The following is an 18,176-nucleotide window of genomic DNA, read 5'->3' as shown; positions in this document are numbered from 1 at the left end:
GAGAGAACCGTCCGCTCAGAACGACTGCCCGAACCTGAAGCCGATGGTCCGAGGCCGGATCGGGATCGTGTAGACACGGCTACAGACCGACGAAGTGCACTGGACGAACTTATTCAGTGCGCCGTCCTCGTCGAACAGGTTCTTCACATAGGCCTCGACGCGCCACGAGCCTCGTTCGAGACCCGTCGTCAGGTCGACGGTCGTATAGGACGAAATCTTCCCCACCACCGCGCGGTCGTCGATGGTCAGGTCCGGATAGTTCGACCCGGTGTAGGCCAGGGCGCCCTGAACGTGAGCGTCCATTTCGCCGATCGGCCATTCGTAGCGGGCCACGAGGTTGGCCTTGAACTTGGGCGTGATCGGGAGGGATGTCCCTTTCAGCGCCTCCGGCGGCGCGCTGGGGTCGGGAATATAGTCCTCGTCCAGTTCCGCCTTGGTGTAGGCGGCCGAGCCTGTGAGGGTCAGTCCCTCGGTCACCAGCCAGTTGATGTCGGATTCGACGCCGCGCATCTTGGCCTTGCCGGCGTTGCGGATCTCGGTCAGGCCGTTGGCGCCCAGGAACGAGAACTGGAAGTCGTCCCACTTCTCGGAATAAACGGCGCCGTTCCAGCGCAACATGCCGTTCAACCAGGTCGTCTTCCAGCCGGCCTCCAGGTTCTTCAGGAAGTCGGACTTGTACGGCGGAAGCGTGCCGCGCCGGTTGATGCCGCCCGGCCGGAATCCGGTGGAGTAGGTCGCGTAGACCATCTTGTCTTCGTCGATCTTGTACTGGGCGTTCACCCGATAGGTTTCGCCGGTCTCCTTCACCGACTTGTCGACGTTGGTGCAGGGCCCGCCCTCGACGATCGCCGGGCCGAAGCAGGCGGCGACGCCGGTTCCGGAAGAATAGCCGGTTCCGAAGCCGAAGAAGCCCTCAAGGGAATTGTGCGACTTGAAGAAGCGGACGCCGCCGGTGACCGACAATTGGTCGGTGACATCGAAGGTGCCGTCGACGAAGGCCGCATAGTCGCGGTCGGTGCGGACTTGCTTGGTCAGCCACAGGGTGTCGGGCCAGCCGGGAACCTCGGTGGCGGTCGCGAGCCAATCGACCCGATAGCGCTGTTGAATGTTGTGAGACTGCTTCTGGTAGAACAGACCCGCCACCCCGTGCAGCCGATAGTCGGTGGGCGTCGCCAGCCGGAGTTCGTGGCTCTGCTTGGTGTAGTAATCCTTGGCCTGGATGTACTGCGTCGTGTCGATGAAGTTGCCGCCATCGTCGGTCAGATTGGCGCCGGATCCAAACAGGGTGTCGTAGAAATAGGAGTAGTCCGAATAGTCGGACTCGCTATCCACCCAGCGTTTCATGTAGGCGCCGGCATAGGTGAGATCGAGGCTGGAAATCTTGCCCTCGACGGTCAGCGAGGCCTGGAACCACTTGTCGTCCGACTGTTCGGGACGGAAGCGGCTGGTCTTGAACTTGCCGAGCGCGGGGTTGACGGCGAAACCGCCATCGGCCTGGGTCCGCTGCCCCATCAGGGTGGGGGTGACGGTCCAGGTCTCGTTCAGGTCGATCTTCAGCGCCGCCCGGGCGCCGGCCGTATCAACCTCGTTGTAGTTGCCTTCCACGAACGGGCCGTTGTTCACGGTGATATTGCCGCTTGGGTAAGTGAACGATGCGGGGACGTTGTCGATATAGCCACCATCGTGCACCGCCCAGCCGACGAGGCGCACAGCCGCGCGGTCGCCCAGCGGCTGGTTGACGAAGCCTTCGGCCGAGCCGCCATAGGCCCCGTGGCTCAGATGGTTGACCTCCAGGTCGTACCCGGCCTCAAAGCCAGCGACGGACGGCTTGTTGGTGATGATGCGGATGGTGCCGGCCTGGGAGCTGGCGCCGTAGAGGGTGCCCTGGGGGCCGGCCAGGACCTCGACGCGGGCGATGTCGTAGACGTGGATGTCGAGCGGCCCGGTGATGGTCGTCACCGGCTGTTCGTCGAGATAGACGCCGACGCTGGGTAGGGGCCCGGAGTGGTTGTTGTTCTCACCCGAGGCCACACCACGCATGTAGACGGTGCTGAAGCCGGGGCCGGCGGACTTGATGGTCACGCTGGGCAGGAACTTCACGTAGTCCGCGAAGTCTGAGACCTGCAGCTCATCCAGCTTCTCGGTTCCGAGCGCCTGGATACTGATCGGAACGTCCTGGAGGTTCTCGGACCGCTTCTGCGCGGTGACGACGACCTCCTCCAGGGCCGTCTGCGCGAACGCCGGGGCCGCCAGGCCGGTGAGCATGGTCGAAGCCAGCAGTACTGCCGGCAACGTCCTCGGCGATGTTCTTAGTTTCATAGTCACCCCTCAATTACCCCGCGCCTCATGGCGCGCGTGGATAGGTCTTCAGCACAGGTCCCAGTTCGGCCTTGAGCGGGCCGAGCCAGGGCTCGTAGTTCCGCCAATGGTCGGTGGCTTCGGCGAAGATTGGCCGGCGGACCTGCTCCGAGCTGGCCGTCCGCACCGCGCGATCGTTTTCGTAGAAGCGCAGGCAGCCCTCCTCGAACGGCAGGCCGCAATGGTCGAGCAGGCGGCGGACCTCGCGTTCGGGGTCGGCGACCATTTCCTCATAGATGACCCGATGGACGCGGCCCGGAAGGACGGCGTCGAAATGGGCCATCAGCTCCACATAGTCGGCGTAGTAGCGGCCGATGTCGGAGAGGCTGTAGGTGAAGCCCTGGCCGCGGGCGAAGTGCTGCTTGAAGCCGGAGAAGCAGCAGCCCAGCGGATGGCGTCGCGCGTCGATGATCTTCGCGGTCGGCAGGATCAGGGCGATTAGGCCGGCATGGGCCCAGTTGTTGGGCATCTTGTCGATGAAGAATGGCCGCCCGAGCTTGCGGTGAACCTGGGTGCGGGCCAGGAACTCGTCGCCCAGGGCCTGGACCTGAACCGCATCCAGGCGCGCCAAGCCTTCAGGGTAGTCGGACGCCTTGCCCTCCTGGGGCTTGCCGCCTAGCCGTCGAGCCATGGCGATGAGGTCGGGTAGTTCCTGGGTGCCCTCGACCTGTGAGTGGCTGGCCAGAATCTGCTCGATGAGGGTGGAGCCGGCCCGCGGCAGGCCGACGATGAAGATCGGATCGCCTGCCTGGGCCCCCTGCCCCGCCCGCTCGGCGAAGAATTCGGGTGTGAACACCGCCTTGGAGCGGGCCACATGGCGCGAGGTCTCGTCGGGTTCGTAGTCGAGGCCGGCCCGGCGCAGGGCCGCGCCCTTGTCGTAATGAGCAAAGGACGCCTCGAAGCGACCCGCGTCCTCCAGCGCCTTGCCCAGGGCAAAATGGAGATGAAAGCGGTCGTCGTCGCAGAGGTCGGGCCGGGCGAGTTGCTCTTCCATGGCGGCCACGTCGGCGTCGGTGAATTTCACGGTCTTGAGGTTGGCCAGGCTCCAATAAGCCTCGCCTAGGCTGGGCTGGATAGCCAAGCTCCGACGGTAGGCTTCGACAGCCTCGGCCTGGCGACCGACGGTCTTCAGGGCGTGGCCGTAGCTCATCCAGATCTTGGGCTGGCCCGGGACGTCGGCCAGGACACCGGCGAAGCACTCGATGGCAGCGTCGTACTCGCCGATCCGCCCAAGGGCGGCGGCCTTCAGATTGCGATGTCCGGGATTGCGTGGATCGTCGACCAGCAGCCGGTCGACCTCGGCGATGGCCTGGGCGGACTTGTTCTGGCGATAGAGCACCGTGGCGTAGTTCTGCCGAGCGGCCGTGAAGCTGGGCGCCAGTTCCAGGGCGCGGGCCAGCAGCGCCTCGGCGTCGTCGTAGCGGCCAAGCCGCATTCCGGTCTCGGCCAGCATTCGGATGGCGGCCACGTCGGTGGGGTGGGCCTTCAGGAAGTCGCGCAGCAGCCGCTCGGCCACGGCGAGCTTGTTCTCACAGAGCGCCGTGGCCGCCTCGATCAGCCTCGGGTCGCGGGTGGAGGCCTTGATGTGACGGGCATAGGCCGCGTCGGCCTCGTCGAAACGGTCGGCCAGGGTGAGTTGGTCGCCCAAGGCCCGCCAGGCCTGCGCGTGGTCGGGGGCAATCGCCACGACACGCTCGAGGGCGGTGATCGCGCCCGGACCATCGCCGAGCGACATCCGCGCCAGGGCGGTTTCAAACTGGAGTTGGGCGAGGTCGGGCCGGGCTTCGGTCGCCGGGCCCAGGACCTCGAGCGCGGCGGTGGAGCGGCCCTGGCGGCGCAGGGCGGCCGCCAGCAGTGTCACGGCGTCCGGATGCTCCGGCGCGACCTTCAGGATTTCGCGCGACTGCGCCTCGGCCAGATCGGGATTTGATGGCAGTAGACGCGCGGCGTGGGCCAGGGCGGTGGCCAATGTTCCGACAGGCTCTGCGGGGCGGCTCGTCACCAGAATCCCATTCCTGACGGGTCAAGCCGCGATGAAAGGGTGCGCCGAACAGCGTTGTCAATCAGCTGTGACAGTCTTGTTGCACGACCGTATCAGAACGGCCACAGGTTGAGCGTTCGCGGCGCCGCGAAGGCAATCAATTGATCAGCCATGCGACAATGTCGCACCGCCGGCCACGAGATCAAATTGTGCGAGGAGGAGTGGTGCCTGGGGGCGGATTCGAACCACCGACACGCGGATTTTCAATCCGCTGCTCTACCAACTGAGCTACCCAGGCCTAGGTCCCGCCAACGCGGGAGCCGCGTCTATAGAAGAGGCTTTCGCGGCTGTCCAGCGAGGTCGCTAGTCTTCCGCGTCTCCGTCGGCCGGGTGTTCGTCCTCGTCGCTGACGGGGATGGCGTAGCTGCCCTTCAGCCAGCGATGCAGGTCCACGTCGGCGCAGCGTTTCGAGCAGAACGGGCGGTACTCCGGCTGGACCGGCTTGCCGCAGACGGGACAGGCGCTCATCGGCCGCTCACATCGAAGCGCTCGCGCGGAGCGGCTGGATCGGAGCGAATTTCGAAGCGCGCGCCGATCCTGCCGGCCAGCCCCGCCGCGAACGGCTGGGCGGCGGTGGCGATCTCCGGGGCGCAGACGGCGGTCAGCCGGGCTCCCGGCTGGGCCGCGCCCTCGGTCTCGATGGCGCGGATCAGGCGCAGGGCCAGGGTCAGGTCGGTGAGCCGGCCCTTGGCGTCACACAGCAGCTCGGCCACCGGCGGCGCCCTGCGCGGCACGGTCAGCTCCATGGTGCCGAAGCGGCCCACCGGGCCGATGGCGACGCCAGGATTGTCGGGGGCGAAGGCGGCGCGGGCGGCGGTCATCAGGGCGTTTCCATCGTGGCCACGGCCAACGAGGTCGATGACCACGATGCCGCCGAGGCTCTTCAGGCGCAACAGCCGACCGGCGACCGCCAGGGCGGTGAGATTGGCCTGGCGGGTGACGCGCTTGGCGTCCTGGCCCTTGCGCTCGCCGATATCCACGTCAATGGCGACCAGGGCGCGGGTGGGTTCGATGGCCAGGGTCCCGCCGCCGGGCAGCGGATGGACAATCTCCAGGGCGTCGGCCTCGGCCTCGTCGGCCGCGCGGCGCGCTTCGCGGCCCTCGATCAGCTGCACATTGCGCGCGAAGCCGGCGAGTTGCTCGGCGATGCCCGGCGCGGCGGTGAGCAGGCGCGGCGGGCCCTCGGCCGGCCCGATGGCGCGCACGGTGGCGAGCTTTCCAGCCCGCGCCTCGGTGCGGATCTCGACTTCCAGGGATTGGCCTTCGACGGGCCGGGCTTCGGGCCTGTAGGACAAAAGGGCCTCGACCCCACCCAGATCGACGAAGGCAGAGGCGAAGGCTGGCTCCACCTTGCGGATGCGGCCGACCAGACGCGCCCCGAGCCTGGCGGTCGCCGACTCACCGTCGCGGGCGATCAGCAGCCGCTCGGGCCGCCCGTCGAGCGTCACCACGCCTCGGGTCTCGCCGACGCCGCGATCCAGATAGAGACGCCGCTCGCTCATGGCCTGGAGAACCCGAGGCCGCTCAGCAGGTTCATGGTCTCATAGAGCGGCAGGCCGACCACGGCGGGATAGGAGCCCTGGATCGCCATGACGAAGGCGCCCGCCCGGCCCTGGATGGCGTAGCCGCCGGCCTTGCCGACCCCCTCTCCACCCTGGAGATAGGCCTCGATCTCGGCGGGCAGCAGGCGCTTGAAATGCAGGCGGCTCTCCACGAGACGGCTGGCCATTCGCCCACCCGGGGCCTGGACCGCGACGCCGGTCAGGACGCGGTGCGCGCGGCCCGACAGCAGCTCCAGGCACTTGCGGCCCTCGGCCTGCGTCTCGACCTTGGGCAGGATTCGGCTGCCCACCGCCACCACAGTGTCGGCCGCCAGCACGAAAGCGTCGGGCTGCTTGGCCGCCACGGCCGCGGCCTTGGCGCAGGCCAGGCGCAGCGCAGTCTGCCGCGGCGTCTCGGACTTGAGGGGGGTCTCGTCGATCTCGGCGGCGTCCACCGCGTCGGGCGTCAGGCCGATCTGACGCAGGAGATCAAGCCGCCTGGGACTTGCGGAGGCGAGCACCAGGCGATGCGAAATCATGTGCTGCAATCGCCGTCTTAGCGGACGCGGAACGTTATGCGGCCTTTGGTGAGATCGTATGGCGTCATTTCAATCAGGACCTTGTCGCCGGCCGAGACCCGGATGCGGTTCTTACGCATCTTGCCGGCGGTGTGGGCGATAATCTCGTGGTCGTTCTCAAGTTTGACTCGGAACGTGGCGTTGGGGAGGACCTCACTCACCGTGCCCGGAAACTCCAAAAGTTCTTCCTTCGCCATGCAGGCTCCCAAACTGACCGACGACCAAGACGAGCGGTTCGCACGATGAGTCGGGCGAGCCGTAGCGCCAATTATATCGCAGAGCGCTTTACGCGCTCGTCGGATCGATGGCTAGCGCCAGTTCGGAGGGTTTCTTAGCGACCGAATCGCTCAGCGATCCGGAGCGCGAGTGCGTCGCGAACCTCGCGGTAGGCGGCCATGCGGGCCTCTCGCGAACCGTCCGTCAGGGTTGGATCGAAGGTTGGCCAGTATTCGATCTCGGCCGCCCGTCCACGGGTCAGTTCGACGGCCCGGTGCTGGGCTTCGGGTGTGAGCGAGACGACCAGGTCAAAGCTATCGTCTTCAAGATCGTCGAAGGTCTTGGGACTATGCGCCGCCACGTCGCAGGAGATCTCGGCCATCACCGCGGCGACGAAGGGATCCACGCTCTCGCCGGCGTCTGTCGTGTCGCGACGCAGGCCGCAACTGTCCACATAGATCCGGTCGCCCAGCGCGCGCTTCAGCAGCGCCTCGGCCATCGGCGAACGGACGCGGTTGAAATTGCAGGCGAACAGCACGGCCCCGGGCAGAGGCGCGCGCACGGCGTCATCGACCATGCGCCCTAGCCCCGCCAGTGCAGGGCGCAGATCAGGGTGAAGAGCCGCCGGGCGGTGTCCAGGTCGGTCTCGATCTTGCCCAGCAGGCGGGTGCGCAAGAGTTCGGACGCCTCGTTGTGCAACCCGCGCCGCCCCATGTCCAAGGCCTCGATCTGCTGCGGCGTCGAATTGCGGATCGCCTGATAGTAGCTCTCGCAGATCATAAAGTAGTCCTTGATCAGACTACGGAACGGCGAAAGCGACAGGATGTGGCGCTTTTCGTAGCCAGGCCCCGTCACGTCGAGGACCAGGCGGTTTTCGACCAGGCCCATGCGCAGGTCATAGGGCCCTCCCTCGGCGCCCTCGGGATGGAAGTAGTTCTCCTCCAGCAGGTCGAAGATCGCGATCTGGCGTTCCTGCTCCTGGTCACGCGAGACGGCGGCGAGGGATTCCTCGTCGATCTCTACGGACTGCAGGCGCTGAATGTTGCGATCGTCGGCGGCCATGGGCTCGGTTTGGGGAAGGCTTGCGTCGACGTTTATTGCAAACCAACCCCTAACGTCATCCTGCTCCGTGCGAACTTCGGTCTTCGGACCAAGAAAAAAGCCCCCGGCGCGTATGCGCCGGGGGCTGATGGTAGCCGAAACCGTGTCGTGAAAGCCTAGTAGCCGTAGCTCGCCTGCTGGTAGCCGGCGGGCTGGACATAGGCGCCGTGGACATAACCCACCCCGACGCCACCGCGACCCACCAGGATCCATTCGCTGCCGCGCACCCGCGCCATGGCCTGGAAGCTTTCACCGGCCCGCAAGCTGCCGACCCGAGCCGACGAGGTGGTCGGAGCCGCCCGCAGGTTCAGGGTTGAGGTGGCGACGAAGCCGCCCCCGTCGCGGACGAGTTTGGCCGGAGCCAGATTGCCGTTCAGCCGATAGCCGTTCTGAACATAGGTCGCCGGCTGGGCGTAGGCGTGGCCATTGGAAGGGCCGTAGGCGGTCTGGGCCTGGCGGTCGCGCTGCATCTTGCAGCCCACATAGGAGCCGGTCGCAGCCCCGGCCACGGCGCCGATCGCCGTCCCCGTGCCGCGGTCGTTCTTGGCCAGGTTCGAGCCGGCCACCGCACCCAGGAGGGCGCCGATCACCGCACCGCCGGCCTGTTTGCCGCCGGGGGCGTCGCAACTGACGATGGAGCCGACGCCGCCGCCGGTCGGCGCGCGATATTGCTGGGCGTTGGCGCTCGAGAACGCGCCGGCCGCCAGGACGCCGGCGAGGCCGGCCACGGTCACGCCGCGCATCAGTTTCGAGGTGGTGGAATTAAGCATGGCTTGGTCTCCGTCCAGTTCGATCTGTCTCTTTCGAGGACCTGCCCCGATGAAAGACACACTAGACGAGCCTTCCTGAACGGCCTCTGCGACGCCGTTGACAGGAACCGTTCAGCTTCCCGGCTCAGCCACGCCCCAGGCGAATCGCCGCCGAGCGGGCGTGGGCTGGCAGGCCCTCGGCGTCGGCCAGGGCCACGGTCGCGGGACCCAGGGCGGCGAAGGCCGCCTCGTCGCACTTCACGATCGAGGTGCGCTTGATGAAATCGTAGAGCGACAAGCCCGATGAGAATCGCGCCGCGCGGCTGGTCGGCAGCACGTGGTTGGAGCCGGCCACATAGTCGCCGATGGCCTCGGGCGCGTGGCGGCCCAGGAATATCGCGCCGGCGTGGCGAACCCGGTCGGCCAGGCGCTCGGGCTCATCCATAGCGAACTCGACGTGTTCGGGGGCGATGAGGTCGACCAGCCGCGGCGCCTCGTCCAGCGGAGCGATCACCACCGCCCCGTGGTCGCGCCAGGAGGCCGCGGCGTCCGCGCCGGTCGCCAGGCTGGTGAGCTGCCGTTCGACGGCGGCGGCGACCTTGTCGGCGAAGGCTTCGTCGTCGCTGATCAGGATCGCCTGGGCGGCCGGATCATGCTCGGCCTGGGAGAGCAGATCCGCCGCGATCCATTCGGGATTGTTCGCGCCGTCGGCCACGACGACGATCTCTGACGGACCGGCCAGCGCATCAATGCCCACCGTGCCGTAGACTCGGCGCTTGGCCGCGGTGACGTAGGCGTTGCCCGGGCCGACGATCTTGTCCACCGGACGGATCGGCCCAGCGCCATAGGCGAGGGCCGCCACCGCCTGGGCCCCGCCGACGCGCCAGATCTCAGTGACGCCGGCCTCCTTGGCCGCCGCCAGCACGGCGGGTTGCAGGCGGCCGGGCGGCGTGACCATCGCGATGCGGTCGACGCCGGCGACCGAGGCCGGGACCGCGTTCATCAGCACGGTGGACGGATAGGCCGCGCGGCCGCCAGGGACATAGATTCCCACCGCCTCGATGGGCGTCCAGCGCCAGCCGAGCTGCACACCGGCCTCGTCCGTGAACCAGGCGTCCGCCGGGCGCTGGCGCTCGTGATAGCTTCGGATCCGGCCGGCGGCGAAGGCGATGGCCTCGCGCACCTCCTGCGCACATTGGGCGGCGCCGGCTTCGATCTCCTCGATCGTGACGCGGATGTTGGTCTCATCGACTTCGGCGCGGTCAAACAGCTTCCCGTAGCGCAGGACAGCGGCCAGGCCCTCGGCGCGCACGGCCGTCAGCACGTCCCGAACGGCGACATCCACGTCCTCGGGCGTCTCGCGGCGCTCTTCGACGAAGGCGGCGAAGGCGGCCTCGAAGCCGGGATCTGAGAAATTGAAACGACGCATGGCGCGCTCTCTTAGCGGCACTGTCGCTGCAAGGCTATGGCCTGTCAGGCCTCATGCGTCGGGGTGCGGGGCGTCGGCCAGGGCGCGGAGACATCGGCCAGGACGGCATCGACGCACTCGACCGTGGCGCGAAGGTCCCCGTCGCCCGCGAAGGTCAAGGTCAGGATCCCGCCGGGCGCCTCGCCGGGCTCGAACGAAACGGTGAGGAGTTCCACCACCGCAGATTTGGCGGTCCGCCGCAGGTTCCGCGTCTGGACCTTGAGCACCGAGCCGATCTGCAGACCGCTTCGCACGCGTTCCCCGCCCGGCCCTTCCCAGCGATAGCGATTGAACCCCAGCGTCAGCCGCCGTGCGTTCGGCTCATAGGCAATGTCGCCGATCTTGCCGACGGCGTCCTGCAGGGCCGCGGCGATCACCCTCAGGTCGTCGGCGTCTTGCGCGAGCAGCCGTAGGCGCGGGACTTCAGAGGTGGTCATCGTCAGTCCTCCGACTCGCTGTCGCCGGCGACGCGACGGATCTGAGCGCCACAGGCGCCAAGCTTCTCTTCCAGGCGCTCGAAGCCGCGGTCCAGATGGTAGACACGGTTGACCAAGGTCTCGCCGCGGGCCGCCAGGGCGGCGATCACCAGGCTGACCGACGCGCGCAGGTCCGTGGCCATCACCGGCGCGCCCTCGAGAGCCTCGACGCCGCGAACCCGGGCCTCCCCGCCGGACACGGAGATGTCGGCGCCCAGCCGCGCAAGCTCGGGCGCATGCATGAACCTGTTCTCGAAGATGGTCTCCCGGATGACGCTCTCGCCGTCGGCGAGGGTCATGAGCGCCATGAACTGGGCCTGCAGGTCGGTGGCGAAACCGGGATAGGGATCGGTTTCGATCTCCACAGCCTGCAGCCGACCGCCGTTGCGCCTGATGGTCACGCCGTCCTCGTGGCGGGTTACGCCGACCCCGGCCTCTTCCATCTTGTCCAGAAGGGTGTCGATAAAGTCGCTGCGCGTGCGGGTCAGACGGACCTCACCCCCGGCCATAGCCGCGGCCAGGGCGAAGGTGCCGGTCTCGATACGGTCGGGGATCACCGCGTGGGTCGCCCCGCCGAGGCGCGCGACGCCCTCGATGCGGATTGTCGGGGTCCCCGCCCCGGTGACCTTTGCCCCCATCTTGTTGAGGCAGTCGGCGAGGTCAGCGAGTTCCGGCTCGCACGCGGCGTTCGTCAGCACCGTCTCGCCGTGCGCCAGCACCGCGGCCAGCATGGCGTGCTCCGTGGCGCCGACCGAGACGAAGGGAAAGACGATCTCCGCTCCAATCAGCCCGCGCGGCGCCTGGGCGTAGACGTAGCCCTCATGCAGATCGATGGTCGCGCCCAGGGTTCGCAGAGCCTCCAGGTGAAGGTCCACGGGCCGTGCGCCGATCGTGCAACCACCGGGCAGCGACACCTTGGCCTGTCCCGTGCGCGCGATCAGGGGGCCCAGCACGTTGAACGAAGCTCGCATCTGGCGGACGAGATCGTAGGGCGCGATGCCGCTGACGATCTCGCGGGTGTGCAGCAGCGTCTCGGCCCCGTTTTCGCCCTCGCGCTCCTCGACTTCAGTCCCAAGCCGCTGGAGCAGACGCCCCAGGAACCGGGTGTCAGCGAGGCGCGGCATGTTGGTGAGCCGCAGCGGTTCGTCGGTGAGCAGGCTGGCGGCCATCAGCTTGATGGCGGAGTTCTTGGCGCCGCTGATGGGGATTACGCCCTCCAGCCGCGCGCCGCCGATGATGGCGATGCGATCCAAATTCGTCCCTCGAAGGTGGCCGGCGCGCCGCGCGCGCCATGGCCCTTTTCCGCTATCTAGCCTGCGCGGCGACCGGCGCAAAGTCGGCCCCGGTCACGAGGGGGTCTCGGGATCCGGGGGCCTGGCGGGCGGCGCGACTCGCCCGGCGCTCTTGCGGCGCCTAAGGTTGGCGCGCAGCGCCGCGGCGAGTTTGGCCTCACGCTCCTCGGCGGCTGTTTTTTCCGATTTTTCCATGCCCGCCCGGGGTGCGGCGAGACGGCGACCACGTCAAGACGCCTTTCGGCGCTTTTGGGCTTCACGCGGGCCCAGGCTTTGGCTATAGCCCCGCCCTCGCCTTTTCGCCGCCGTAGCTCAGTGGTAGAGCGCATCCTTGGTAAGGCTGAGGTCGGCAGTTCAATCCTGCCCGGCGGCACCATGGTCCTCTAAGTGTTTCAAGCACTTAGAGGACCACCAGCGAACCTCTAAACCGGCAATTCCCGCTCCAGTAAGCACCCAGTAAGCGGCAGAGCCATCTTACAATTGCGGAATCGTGAGCCACGCCGGACCTCCAGCGCGGGAAATACGGTGCGCAAAGCACCCAAAACTGGAGGAAAGCGCGCGGCGGCGGCATGCGGCCTGCCGCCGCGCAGAGAATGTTCGCGCCCATTGAAGGACCGCGAGTGACCGGGGTCGCGGTCTCGCGACGTCGTGCATGGGGGTGATCCGCACAAACCCCTGAAGTTGCTCAGACTGACCTGAGACTCCGGCCAACACCCCGAGGCTTGGCCGCGGACACGCAGTCTCCGGTCAGCTCGCTTGTGGATGCGCGTCTGCCGCGTTCGGCCCAGGCCTGGAGATCCGAGATCGCGTAGACGACACGTCCTCCGATCTTCCGATAGACGGGACCGGTACCGTAGGTCCGATGCTTCTCCAGAGTCCGTCCGGAAAGACCCAGCAGCCTTCCGGCTTCCGGGGTCCGGAGGAATCGTTGAGGGAGTGGAGCGCGCTGATGGTCCATGGTTGGCTCTTCGACGGGTTCGTTGCGGCCCCCATTACGACCTTCAAAGTCGGTGACGAAAAGGCTCCGCTACCCTCAGTCTGCGCCCGTGTCGGCCCCGAGATGGTGCAGGCTGTTCCAGCGGCGACGCCCTGCATGCGCCTGAAAAGCGCCGCACCTAAACATCACAATTGGTTGATGAATTTCCCATCAGCGATCGCTCGCCACTGTCCTCCGCATGCGAAAGCCCTCTGAGTCTCAGGGTCGATTAGACAATCTGCCGGCTGATGCGGGTTCCTTGGCGATCCACTGCCGTTCCGGCAGTTTCTCCGGGCCTAGCCGGCGCTAAATCCCAAGGTTCAAGCAGCCTCAATCCGTCGCCAGCACCACCATCCGCGCGCCCGTTCCGATTGCCCCTAGGCAGCAGTCACTAGGTGGAGGTGCCTGCGTTGCGGCGACGGCGAAGCATCGTGGTCCTGCGGCGTCAGCCCCTGGACGTGGCGGCCCCAGGCGTCGAGCGCCTGACGCTTATCGGCCAAGTACTCGTTTCGGTCATAAACCGACGTGACGGCCGCACCGTCGTGGGCGGTGTGCCCCAGGACCTTCCCGACCACAAATCGCCGAAAGCCGTAGCGTTCGCTGGTCAAGGTCGTTGCGCCGGTCCGGCGAAAATCGTGTGGGGAGCCCAGCGGGAGGCTCAGCCGGGCGCACATGCGATTAACGGCGCGGGTTATCGCGTGCGGTTCCAGATGGGCTCCGGGCCTGGTCGGCGACGGGAAGAGGTAGCCATCAAGAGCGGCCCCGGGCAACCGGCGCGCCGCGTCGAGCACCTCGATTGCCTGCGGGGAAAGCGGTACTACATGGGCCTGCCGGTTCTTCGTTCGCTCGCCAGGGATCGTCCAGGTTCGAGCGGCAGGATCGATCTCGGATCGGCGCGCGCCGGCCGCCTCAGTTCGGCGCGTTAGAGTCAGGATCAGGAACCGGAGGCCAAGAGCCATGTGCGGTGCCATCCGGGCATAGGGATCACTGCGGCCATCTCCAGCCCCGGAGGCGTCATGCAACAGCACGAGCATCTGGGAGAGCGCGGCGTCCGTGAACAGCCGTGAACGCGATTGCGGCGCGATGGGTCGGGTGAGCCCGATCGTCGGGTTGGCCTCCACGAGATCCTGATGCAGCGCGTAGGCGAAGAGCGCGCGGAGTTACGTCACCGATGCTGGCGACGGTTGCTGGACTGAGGTTCCCCTTTAGCACCAAGCCCTGCATGAACTCCCGGACGTCGGCGCGGCGCATTTCCTTGTATCGACGTCCGCCCAGGACAGGTTTTAAGTGCCTCGTCCAAAGGCTCTTCTGGCGGTCGACTGTCTCGCGCCGCAGCGGACGCTTGCGGCCCCCATGGATTCCGATAACCGCTGCTTTCCAATATCCTTCCGCCAGCTGCTCCAGGGTCTCTCCCATCCGCGCTTCGAGGCGCGCTGCTACGCGTTCCCCGGCGGGATCCTTTCCCCCCATGACTTCAAGGCGCAACGCCCCAGCCTGCAGACGCGCGGTGGCCAGGGTCACCGCGGGATAGTCCCCCAGCGCGAGGCGCCGGCGAGCGCCGCCGGGCGACCTGTAACGGACCACAAACGTCTTGCAGCCGTTGGGGTGGATGAGGACGGAGAGCCCCCTCGCCTTCGCGACGGCGCGCTCATAGCGGGCGCTGTCTGGCTTCAGCGCATTGAGTTCACGATCGGTGACTATGGCGCGGCTCACGAGTGACCTCCTCGTTGCCGGACATTGGTTCGTTTCTGGGGGCAGATTGGGGGCAGTTCCGGCAGAACTCGATGATACAATCTGAAGATCAACGCGAAAGTGTTTTTTAGTAACACCAAGGTTTGAAACGATCTGAAACCGCATGAATACTTATTTTGACAGCTTCACACCGAGGGGGTCACAGGTTCAATCCCTGTCGCATCCACCAACCTTCTTTGTTTTCGCTGAGAAATGAGGAGGCTTGAATCTCCTACCCATCATCTCAGCCATCAAACCAGCGGCGCGCGGTGTTCCCCCAACCTTTGGCCCCCGCGATTCTCGTAGTGACCGGTAGTGCGACCCGCCCCCTGGGGTCGGATGTGCTTAGCGGGACGGGGTGGTGAACGGCAGCATCGACCGGGCCACCAGAGTCGCCCCCTGGGGGAGGGGTCCGGCCCATGCGCGCGCATCCCCTACCCCACCGTCGCAGGAAATTTGCAGAATTGCCTGAATGCGGTCTGCTGCCACCGTTCGCCGACAGTGGGCGCCGAGCTGTGCCCACTGCATACCTCGGCAGGGCGAAAAGCGGGCTGCCCAAGTCCATGAGAATTAATTCCACATGACATTTATTCCCGTCAGGGGGGTTTAAACTCCTGACTTTCCGGACTTCGGCTATAGCTGAGCAACGCTCGTGTTTGGGTTTTTTCGAGCTTGCCGGGAGGGCATTGTGCGGAAATTCGGATCTCTAATCGTGTTTGCTGCGGCCATGACACTGGCCTCGACGCCCGCGCTAACTGCAGAGACCTTGCGGGTTACCCTCGACACGAGCGGCGTGTTCGGAACCTTAGGCACCGTGACGTTTGAGTTCGGTAGCCCGCTAGTCACCGGCCCCGGCTCATTCAACGCGACCGGCACGGCGACAATCACCAACTTCTTGACCGACGGGTCGCTGATGGGGGCTAGCGGGGGTGGCTACCAAAGCGGAGGCTTGCCGGGCGTTTTGACGCTCTCTGATCAGGGCGATGGGACGACTAGCCTTTACTCGCGAGGCCAAGTCTTTGGCAGCTTCAACCGGTTTGACCTCACCCTTGACTCGGGCGTGTTCTGCCCGACCACAGCCACCAACTGTTCTCGTCCGACGTTCAACCTGTACCTGAACGGGGTTCCACAATTCCAGGCCTCACTCGACCGCAACGGAGTTGGCGTTTCTGGAACGCGATTGGTAAGCCTTAGCCCCGTTTCCTCCGCCGTTCCCGAGCCTGCTACTTGGGGAATGATGATTGTGGGATTTGCTGCGGTTGGCGCTTCGATCCGCCGCCGACCGAGGCTAGCGACGATCTAAGCGTCCACTATGGGTCGAGAGCGGTCGCAGACGGACAGGGCGGACGAAGGTCCGCTCTCCGGCCCGATCCCAATGTCGGTTCATGGCGCGCTGCCGATCTATCAGGCATGCAGGCCGGCAGCGGCGAGCTGCCCGCGCTGCTCCATAGGCCATGTTGCATGCTTGCTGGATCCGATTCAGCTAATCGACCTTCCGCCGCGTGAATGTCACGGCAGGAGATTCCGCAGGCTTCGCCGGACTGGTCCGTAGGCCGATCCGCCCCCACCTCTGCTGTCATCGCCCGCCCCGGCGGCTGGTGGCCACAAGGGCCTGGCGCTAGTTCGGCGAGTCCTGAGCGCCTCCAGCCGGCTCGGGGCCTCCGCCATCGAGGAACGCCGACACCTCCGCGCGGACCGCGGCCCCGCGTCCGACCAGGAGGTGTCCCCCGGTATCGAAGACGGCGAGCCGCGCGCCGGGGATCCGGTCCGCCGCATACCGCGCCGCCGGCAGGGTGTTGAAGAGGTCGTCGCGGGCCGAGACGATGAGGGTCGGGGCGGAGATCCGCTCCAGCGGCAGTTCGTGCAGGTCCGGCGTGCTGTCGACATTGATCCCGCGATAGCGCCGCGACAGGGGCTCGACGCTGCGCACGATGTCCAAGACACGTCGCTGCTCGGCCGGCGAGGCAGCCGCGACCAGTTCCGGCCGGACGCCGAGGAATCGGATGAGGGTCGACGGCGCCATTTTCATCGCGGCCCACCAGGCGAAGTCGCCACCGGCGTTGACCACCCAGAACGCGAAGCGGCTGCCGCGGCTGGGCTCGATCGAAACGGGGCTCTGCGGCGCGTAGAGGCCGGGGACCATGAGGACCAGGGCCGCGACCCGTTCGGGCCGCCGTAGCGCCAGCTCCACCGCCGATCGGGCGCCCGCCGAGACGCCTAGGACGATGGCCTTGGGGATCGCGAGCGCCTCCAGCAGCGCCGCATGGGCCTCGGCCTGCGCCGCCGGGGAGGCGTCGGGTGGGACCGGCGTGCGCAGGTAGCCGAACCGCGACGGCGCGACGATCCGGTAGCCGTCCCCCACCAGCTCGGAGGCGTTGGCGAGCCCCTGGTCGAAGCCGCCGCCCGCTCCATGGATCGACAGCAGGGCGGGACCGCCGCCCCGGTCAGCGTACTCGATCAACTGGCCGGAAAGGCTCAGCAACCGGCTCCCGTCGCGGGCGCCGGCCTGCGCGCGGCCGAGGTCCATGCGGAAGCGCCAGGCGACCCCGCCCAGCGCCGCCGCCGCCGCCGCGAGGCCGCCGACCAGCATTCCGCGCCTCGTCATCGCCGGCTCCTCGGCGGCCGCCCGTGAGCGGATCTGGGCTAGGCGGACTTCTTCCGCGTGACGCTCAGGATGGTGATCAGCGCCGCCGCCGCCGAAAGGGCCGCAGCCGCGGTGGCGACCGGATGCGCCTTGGCCTCGGCCACGGCCTTCTGCGCCACGTATTTCACTTCGGGCGAGGCCTTGTCGGCGAGCGCCTCAGCGGCCAGGCGAAGGGCCTGAGCGGCCTGCGCCACCGCCTTCTCGGCGTCGTCGCTCAAGCCGTCGGCGGCTTGGCGCAGCGTCTTGGCGACGTCCTCAAGGGTGTCCTCAAGCTCGTGCTTCACCTTGCGGGTCAGGGATTTCGACATCGGCATTTCTCCTGTGGGCGTTAAACTAGGTGGCAACCGGCGGCGCGCCTTGCGCGAGATCAACGGCGCGGCCAGCGGCGGCTTGGAAGGTGAGCTCGAGGGTCATGCGCGGGCGCGGGCTTCGCGGAGATGGCGACGCAGGGACTCCGCGTCGTCCTGCTTGCGCTCGTGCGGATCGGTGACTTCCAACCGCGCCGCCACGGATGCCGGCAGCGCGCTCTTGAGGGCTCCCAAGGCGTGCGGCGGACCCATCAGCACGAGTCGGTCGAAGTCGCCGCGCCCGGCGCTCACCATGAGACGCGTGGCCACTCGCGTCATGAACCGCCGCTCGGCCTCGTGTTCGGGCGAGCGCTCGCCCGCGCCATGGCGCCCCGCGCCGACGCGCTGATGCACGGTGGCCCCCTGGCGGCGCCCGGCGCCGCGCTCGGCGTTGCTCGCGGTCATCCGCAGATCCGGCAGCTCGCGCAGCGCGCCGGCCCGCACGGGTTCGGAAAAGAACCGCGCCTCCACTGCGTCGGCTGTCACGATCCAGGTCACGCCGAACTCGTCCATGCTGTCCTCCTAATCTCCAAGGCAGCGTGCGCCGATGGAAAGTCTCGTTCCGTGACGGAGATCAAATCGAAGTCTGCCGTCGCCTCCGTGCTGATACTTAGGGGACGGCCCCAAATGTTCGGACAGCGTGGGGAGGCGTAGCTGT

At 67.1% G+C, this 18,176-nt stretch carries 19 protein-coding genes and 2 tRNA genes; 2 read left to right on the top strand and 19 right to left on the bottom strand.

The features are described from left to right. Positions 1–15 precede the first annotated feature (15 nt). From M9M90_RS08455 to murA, 13 genes are all read right to left on the bottom strand, one after another. The gene (locus M9M90_RS08455; RefSeq protein WP_254836719.1) at positions 16–2,319 is read right to left on the bottom strand and encodes a TonB-dependent receptor; all 2,304 of its coding nucleotides are present in this window, start codon (positions 2,317–2,319) and stop codon (positions 16–18) included. Positions 2,320–2,344: 25 nt separating this feature from the next. After that, complete coding sequence (locus M9M90_RS08450; RefSeq protein ID WP_254836718.1) at positions 2,345–4,360, bottom strand: tetratricopeptide repeat-containing sulfotransferase family protein; 2,016 nt, start codon at positions 4,358–4,360, stop codon at positions 2,345–2,347. A 201-nt stretch (positions 4,361–4,561) separates the two neighbouring features. Further along, positions 4,562–4,637 (bottom strand) — tRNA-Phe (locus tag M9M90_RS08445). 65 nt (positions 4,638–4,702) lie between these two features. Beyond that, positions 4,703–4,867 (bottom strand): DNA gyrase inhibitor YacG, encoded by a 165-nt coding sequence (gene yacG / locus M9M90_RS08440; RefSeq protein ID WP_254836717.1) that lies wholly within the window; start codon positions 4,865–4,867, stop codon positions 4,703–4,705. After that, positions 4,864–5,901, bottom strand: a complete 1,038-nt coding sequence (locus tag M9M90_RS08435) for a ribonuclease E/G (protein ID WP_254836716.1) — start codon at positions 5,899–5,901, stop codon at positions 4,864–4,866. The genes yacG and M9M90_RS08435 overlap by 4 nt, the downstream gene beginning before the upstream one ends. After that, complete coding sequence (locus M9M90_RS08430; RefSeq protein ID WP_254836715.1) at positions 5,898–6,479, bottom strand: nucleoside triphosphate pyrophosphatase; 582 nt, start codon at positions 6,477–6,479, stop codon at positions 5,898–5,900. The genes M9M90_RS08435 and M9M90_RS08430 overlap by 4 nt, the downstream gene beginning before the upstream one ends. 17 nt (positions 6,480–6,496) lie before the next feature. Then, positions 6,497–6,715: a translation initiation factor IF-1 gene (infA, locus tag M9M90_RS08425; RefSeq protein WP_254836714.1), complete on the bottom strand. Its 219-nt coding sequence runs from the start codon at positions 6,713–6,715 to the stop codon at positions 6,497–6,499. A 134-nt stretch (positions 6,716–6,849) separates the two neighbouring features. Next, positions 6,850–7,311, bottom strand: a complete 462-nt coding sequence (locus M9M90_RS08420; RefSeq protein ID WP_254836713.1) for a low molecular weight phosphatase family protein — start codon at positions 7,309–7,311, stop codon at positions 6,850–6,852. 5 nt (positions 7,312–7,316) lie between these two features. Then, positions 7,317–7,796 (bottom strand): UPF0262 family protein, encoded by a 480-nt coding sequence (locus M9M90_RS08415; RefSeq protein ID WP_254836712.1) that lies wholly within the window; start codon positions 7,794–7,796, stop codon positions 7,317–7,319. Between the two features lie 155 nt (positions 7,797–7,951). Further along, a complete protein-coding gene (locus M9M90_RS08410; RefSeq protein ID WP_254836711.1) occupies positions 7,952–8,605 on the bottom strand; it encodes an SH3 domain-containing protein in 654 nt (217 codons plus the stop codon). A gap of 124 nt (positions 8,606–8,729) precedes the next feature. After that, positions 8,730–10,013: a histidinol dehydrogenase gene (hisD, locus tag M9M90_RS08405; RefSeq protein ID WP_254836710.1), complete on the bottom strand. Its 1,284-nt coding sequence runs from the start codon at positions 10,011–10,013 to the stop codon at positions 8,730–8,732. Between the two features lie 44 nt (positions 10,014–10,057). Beyond that, positions 10,058–10,489 carry a DUF2948 family protein gene (locus tag M9M90_RS08400; RefSeq protein ID WP_254836709.1) on the bottom strand — a complete coding sequence of 144 codons (432 nt, stop codon included), beginning with the start codon at positions 10,487–10,489 and terminating at the stop codon, positions 10,058–10,060. Between the two features lie 2 nt (positions 10,490–10,491). After that, positions 10,492–11,781: a UDP-N-acetylglucosamine 1-carboxyvinyltransferase gene (murA, locus tag M9M90_RS08395; RefSeq protein WP_254836708.1), complete on the bottom strand. Its 1,290-nt coding sequence runs from the start codon at positions 11,779–11,781 to the stop codon at positions 10,492–10,494. A gap of 340 nt (positions 11,782–12,121) precedes the next feature. Between murA and M9M90_RS08390 the strand changes: the two genes are divergently transcribed. Beyond that, positions 12,122–12,196 (top strand) — tRNA-Thr (locus tag M9M90_RS08390). A 309-nt stretch (positions 12,197–12,505) separates the two neighbouring features. Here M9M90_RS08390 and M9M90_RS08385 read toward each other — a convergent pair. The 3 genes from M9M90_RS08385 to M9M90_RS21280 form a co-directional block, all read right to left on the bottom strand. Beyond that, positions 12,506–12,778, bottom strand: a complete 273-nt coding sequence (locus tag M9M90_RS08385) for an AlpA family transcriptional regulator (protein ID WP_254836707.1) — start codon at positions 12,776–12,778, stop codon at positions 12,506–12,508. 395 nt (positions 12,779–13,173) lie between these two features. Further along, complete coding sequence (locus tag M9M90_RS08380; RefSeq protein WP_254836706.1) at positions 13,174–13,917, bottom strand: site-specific integrase; 744 nt, start codon at positions 13,915–13,917, stop codon at positions 13,174–13,176. Then, the gene (locus M9M90_RS21280; RefSeq protein WP_371876912.1) at positions 13,811–14,653 is read right to left on the bottom strand and encodes an integrase arm-type DNA-binding domain-containing protein; all 843 of its coding nucleotides are present in this window, start codon (positions 14,651–14,653) and stop codon (positions 13,811–13,813) included. The genes M9M90_RS08380 and M9M90_RS21280 overlap by 107 nt, the downstream gene beginning before the upstream one ends. Positions 14,654–15,215: 562 nt before the next feature. On the opposite strand from M9M90_RS21280, the gene M9M90_RS08375 reads away from it, so the two are divergent. Beyond that, positions 15,216–15,830, top strand: a complete 615-nt coding sequence (locus tag M9M90_RS08375) for a PEPxxWA-CTERM sorting domain-containing protein (protein WP_254836705.1) — start codon at positions 15,216–15,218, stop codon at positions 15,828–15,830. Positions 15,831–16,145: 315 nt separating this feature from the next. On the opposite strand, the gene M9M90_RS08370 is transcribed toward M9M90_RS08375, so the two are convergent. The 3 genes from M9M90_RS08370 to M9M90_RS08360 all read right to left on the bottom strand — a co-directional run bounded on the left by M9M90_RS08370 (position 16,146) and on the right by M9M90_RS08360 (position 18,031). Further along, complete coding sequence (locus M9M90_RS08370) at positions 16,146–17,132, bottom strand: alpha/beta fold hydrolase (protein WP_254836704.1); 987 nt, start codon at positions 17,130–17,132, stop codon at positions 16,146–16,148. Positions 17,133–17,170: 38 nt separating this feature from the next. Beyond that, the gene (locus tag M9M90_RS08365) at positions 17,171–17,479 is read right to left on the bottom strand and encodes a hypothetical protein (protein WP_254836703.1); all 309 of its coding nucleotides are present in this window, start codon (positions 17,477–17,479) and stop codon (positions 17,171–17,173) included. A gap of 102 nt (positions 17,480–17,581) precedes the next feature. Continuing rightward, positions 17,582–18,031 (bottom strand): host attachment protein, encoded by a 450-nt coding sequence (locus M9M90_RS08360; protein WP_254836702.1) that lies wholly within the window; start codon positions 18,029–18,031, stop codon positions 17,582–17,584. Positions 18,032–18,176: the final 145 nt, after the last annotated feature.

Source organism: Phenylobacterium sp. LH3H17 (assembly GCF_024298925.1).
GTDB lineage: Bacteria > Pseudomonadota > Alphaproteobacteria > Caulobacterales > Caulobacteraceae > Phenylobacterium.
The sequence above is the reverse complement of the archived record's forward strand: the minus strand, read 5'-3'. Positions and strand labels throughout refer to the sequence as shown.

Coding starts and splice junctions, on each gene's coding strand:
- M9M90_RS08455 (WP_254836719.1), bottom strand. CDS start 2,319: ATGAAACTAAGAACATCGCCGAGGACGTTGCCGGCAGTACTGCTGGCT.
- yacG (WP_254836717.1), bottom strand. CDS start 4,867: ATGAGCGCCTGTCCCGTCTGCGGCAAGCCGGTCCAGCCGGAGTACCGC.
- M9M90_RS08435 (WP_254836716.1), bottom strand. CDS start 5,901: ATGAGCGAGCGGCGTCTCTATCTGGATCGCGGCGTCGGCGAGACCCGA.
- M9M90_RS08430 (WP_254836715.1), bottom strand. CDS start 6,479: ATGATTTCGCATCGCCTGGTGCTCGCCTCCGCAAGTCCCAGGCGGCTT.
- infA (WP_254836714.1), bottom strand. CDS start 6,715: ATGGCGAAGGAAGAACTTTTGGAGTTTCCGGGCACGGTGAGTGAGGTC.
- M9M90_RS08420 (WP_254836713.1), bottom strand. CDS start 7,311: ATGGTCGATGACGCCGTGCGCGCGCCTCTGCCCGGGGCCGTGCTGTTC.
- M9M90_RS08415 (WP_254836712.1), bottom strand. CDS start 7,796: ATGGCCGCCGACGATCGCAACATTCAGCGCCTGCAGTCCGTAGAGATC.
- M9M90_RS08410 (WP_254836711.1), bottom strand. CDS start 8,605: ATGCTTAATTCCACCACCTCGAAACTGATGCGCGGCGTGACCGTGGCC.
- hisD (WP_254836710.1), bottom strand. CDS start 10,013: ATGCGTCGTTTCAATTTCTCAGATCCCGGCTTCGAGGCCGCCTTCGCC.
- M9M90_RS08400 (WP_254836709.1), bottom strand. CDS start 10,489: ATGACCACCTCTGAAGTCCCGCGCCTACGGCTGCTCGCGCAAGACGCC.
- M9M90_RS08385 (WP_254836707.1), bottom strand. CDS start 12,778: ATGGACCATCAGCGCGCTCCACTCCCTCAACGATTCCTCCGGACCCCG.
- M9M90_RS21280 (WP_371876912.1), bottom strand. CDS start 14,653: ATGCGGTTTCAGATCGTTTCAAACCTTGGTGTTACTAAAAAACACTTT.
- M9M90_RS08370 (WP_254836704.1), bottom strand. CDS start 17,132: ATGACGAGGCGCGGAATGCTGGTCGGCGGCCTCGCGGCGGCGGCGGCG.
- M9M90_RS08365 (WP_254836703.1), bottom strand. CDS start 17,479: ATGTCGAAATCCCTGACCCGCAAGGTGAAGCACGAGCTTGAGGACACC.
- M9M90_RS08360 (WP_254836702.1), bottom strand. CDS start 18,031: ATGGACGAGTTCGGCGTGACCTGGATCGTGACAGCCGACGCAGTGGAG.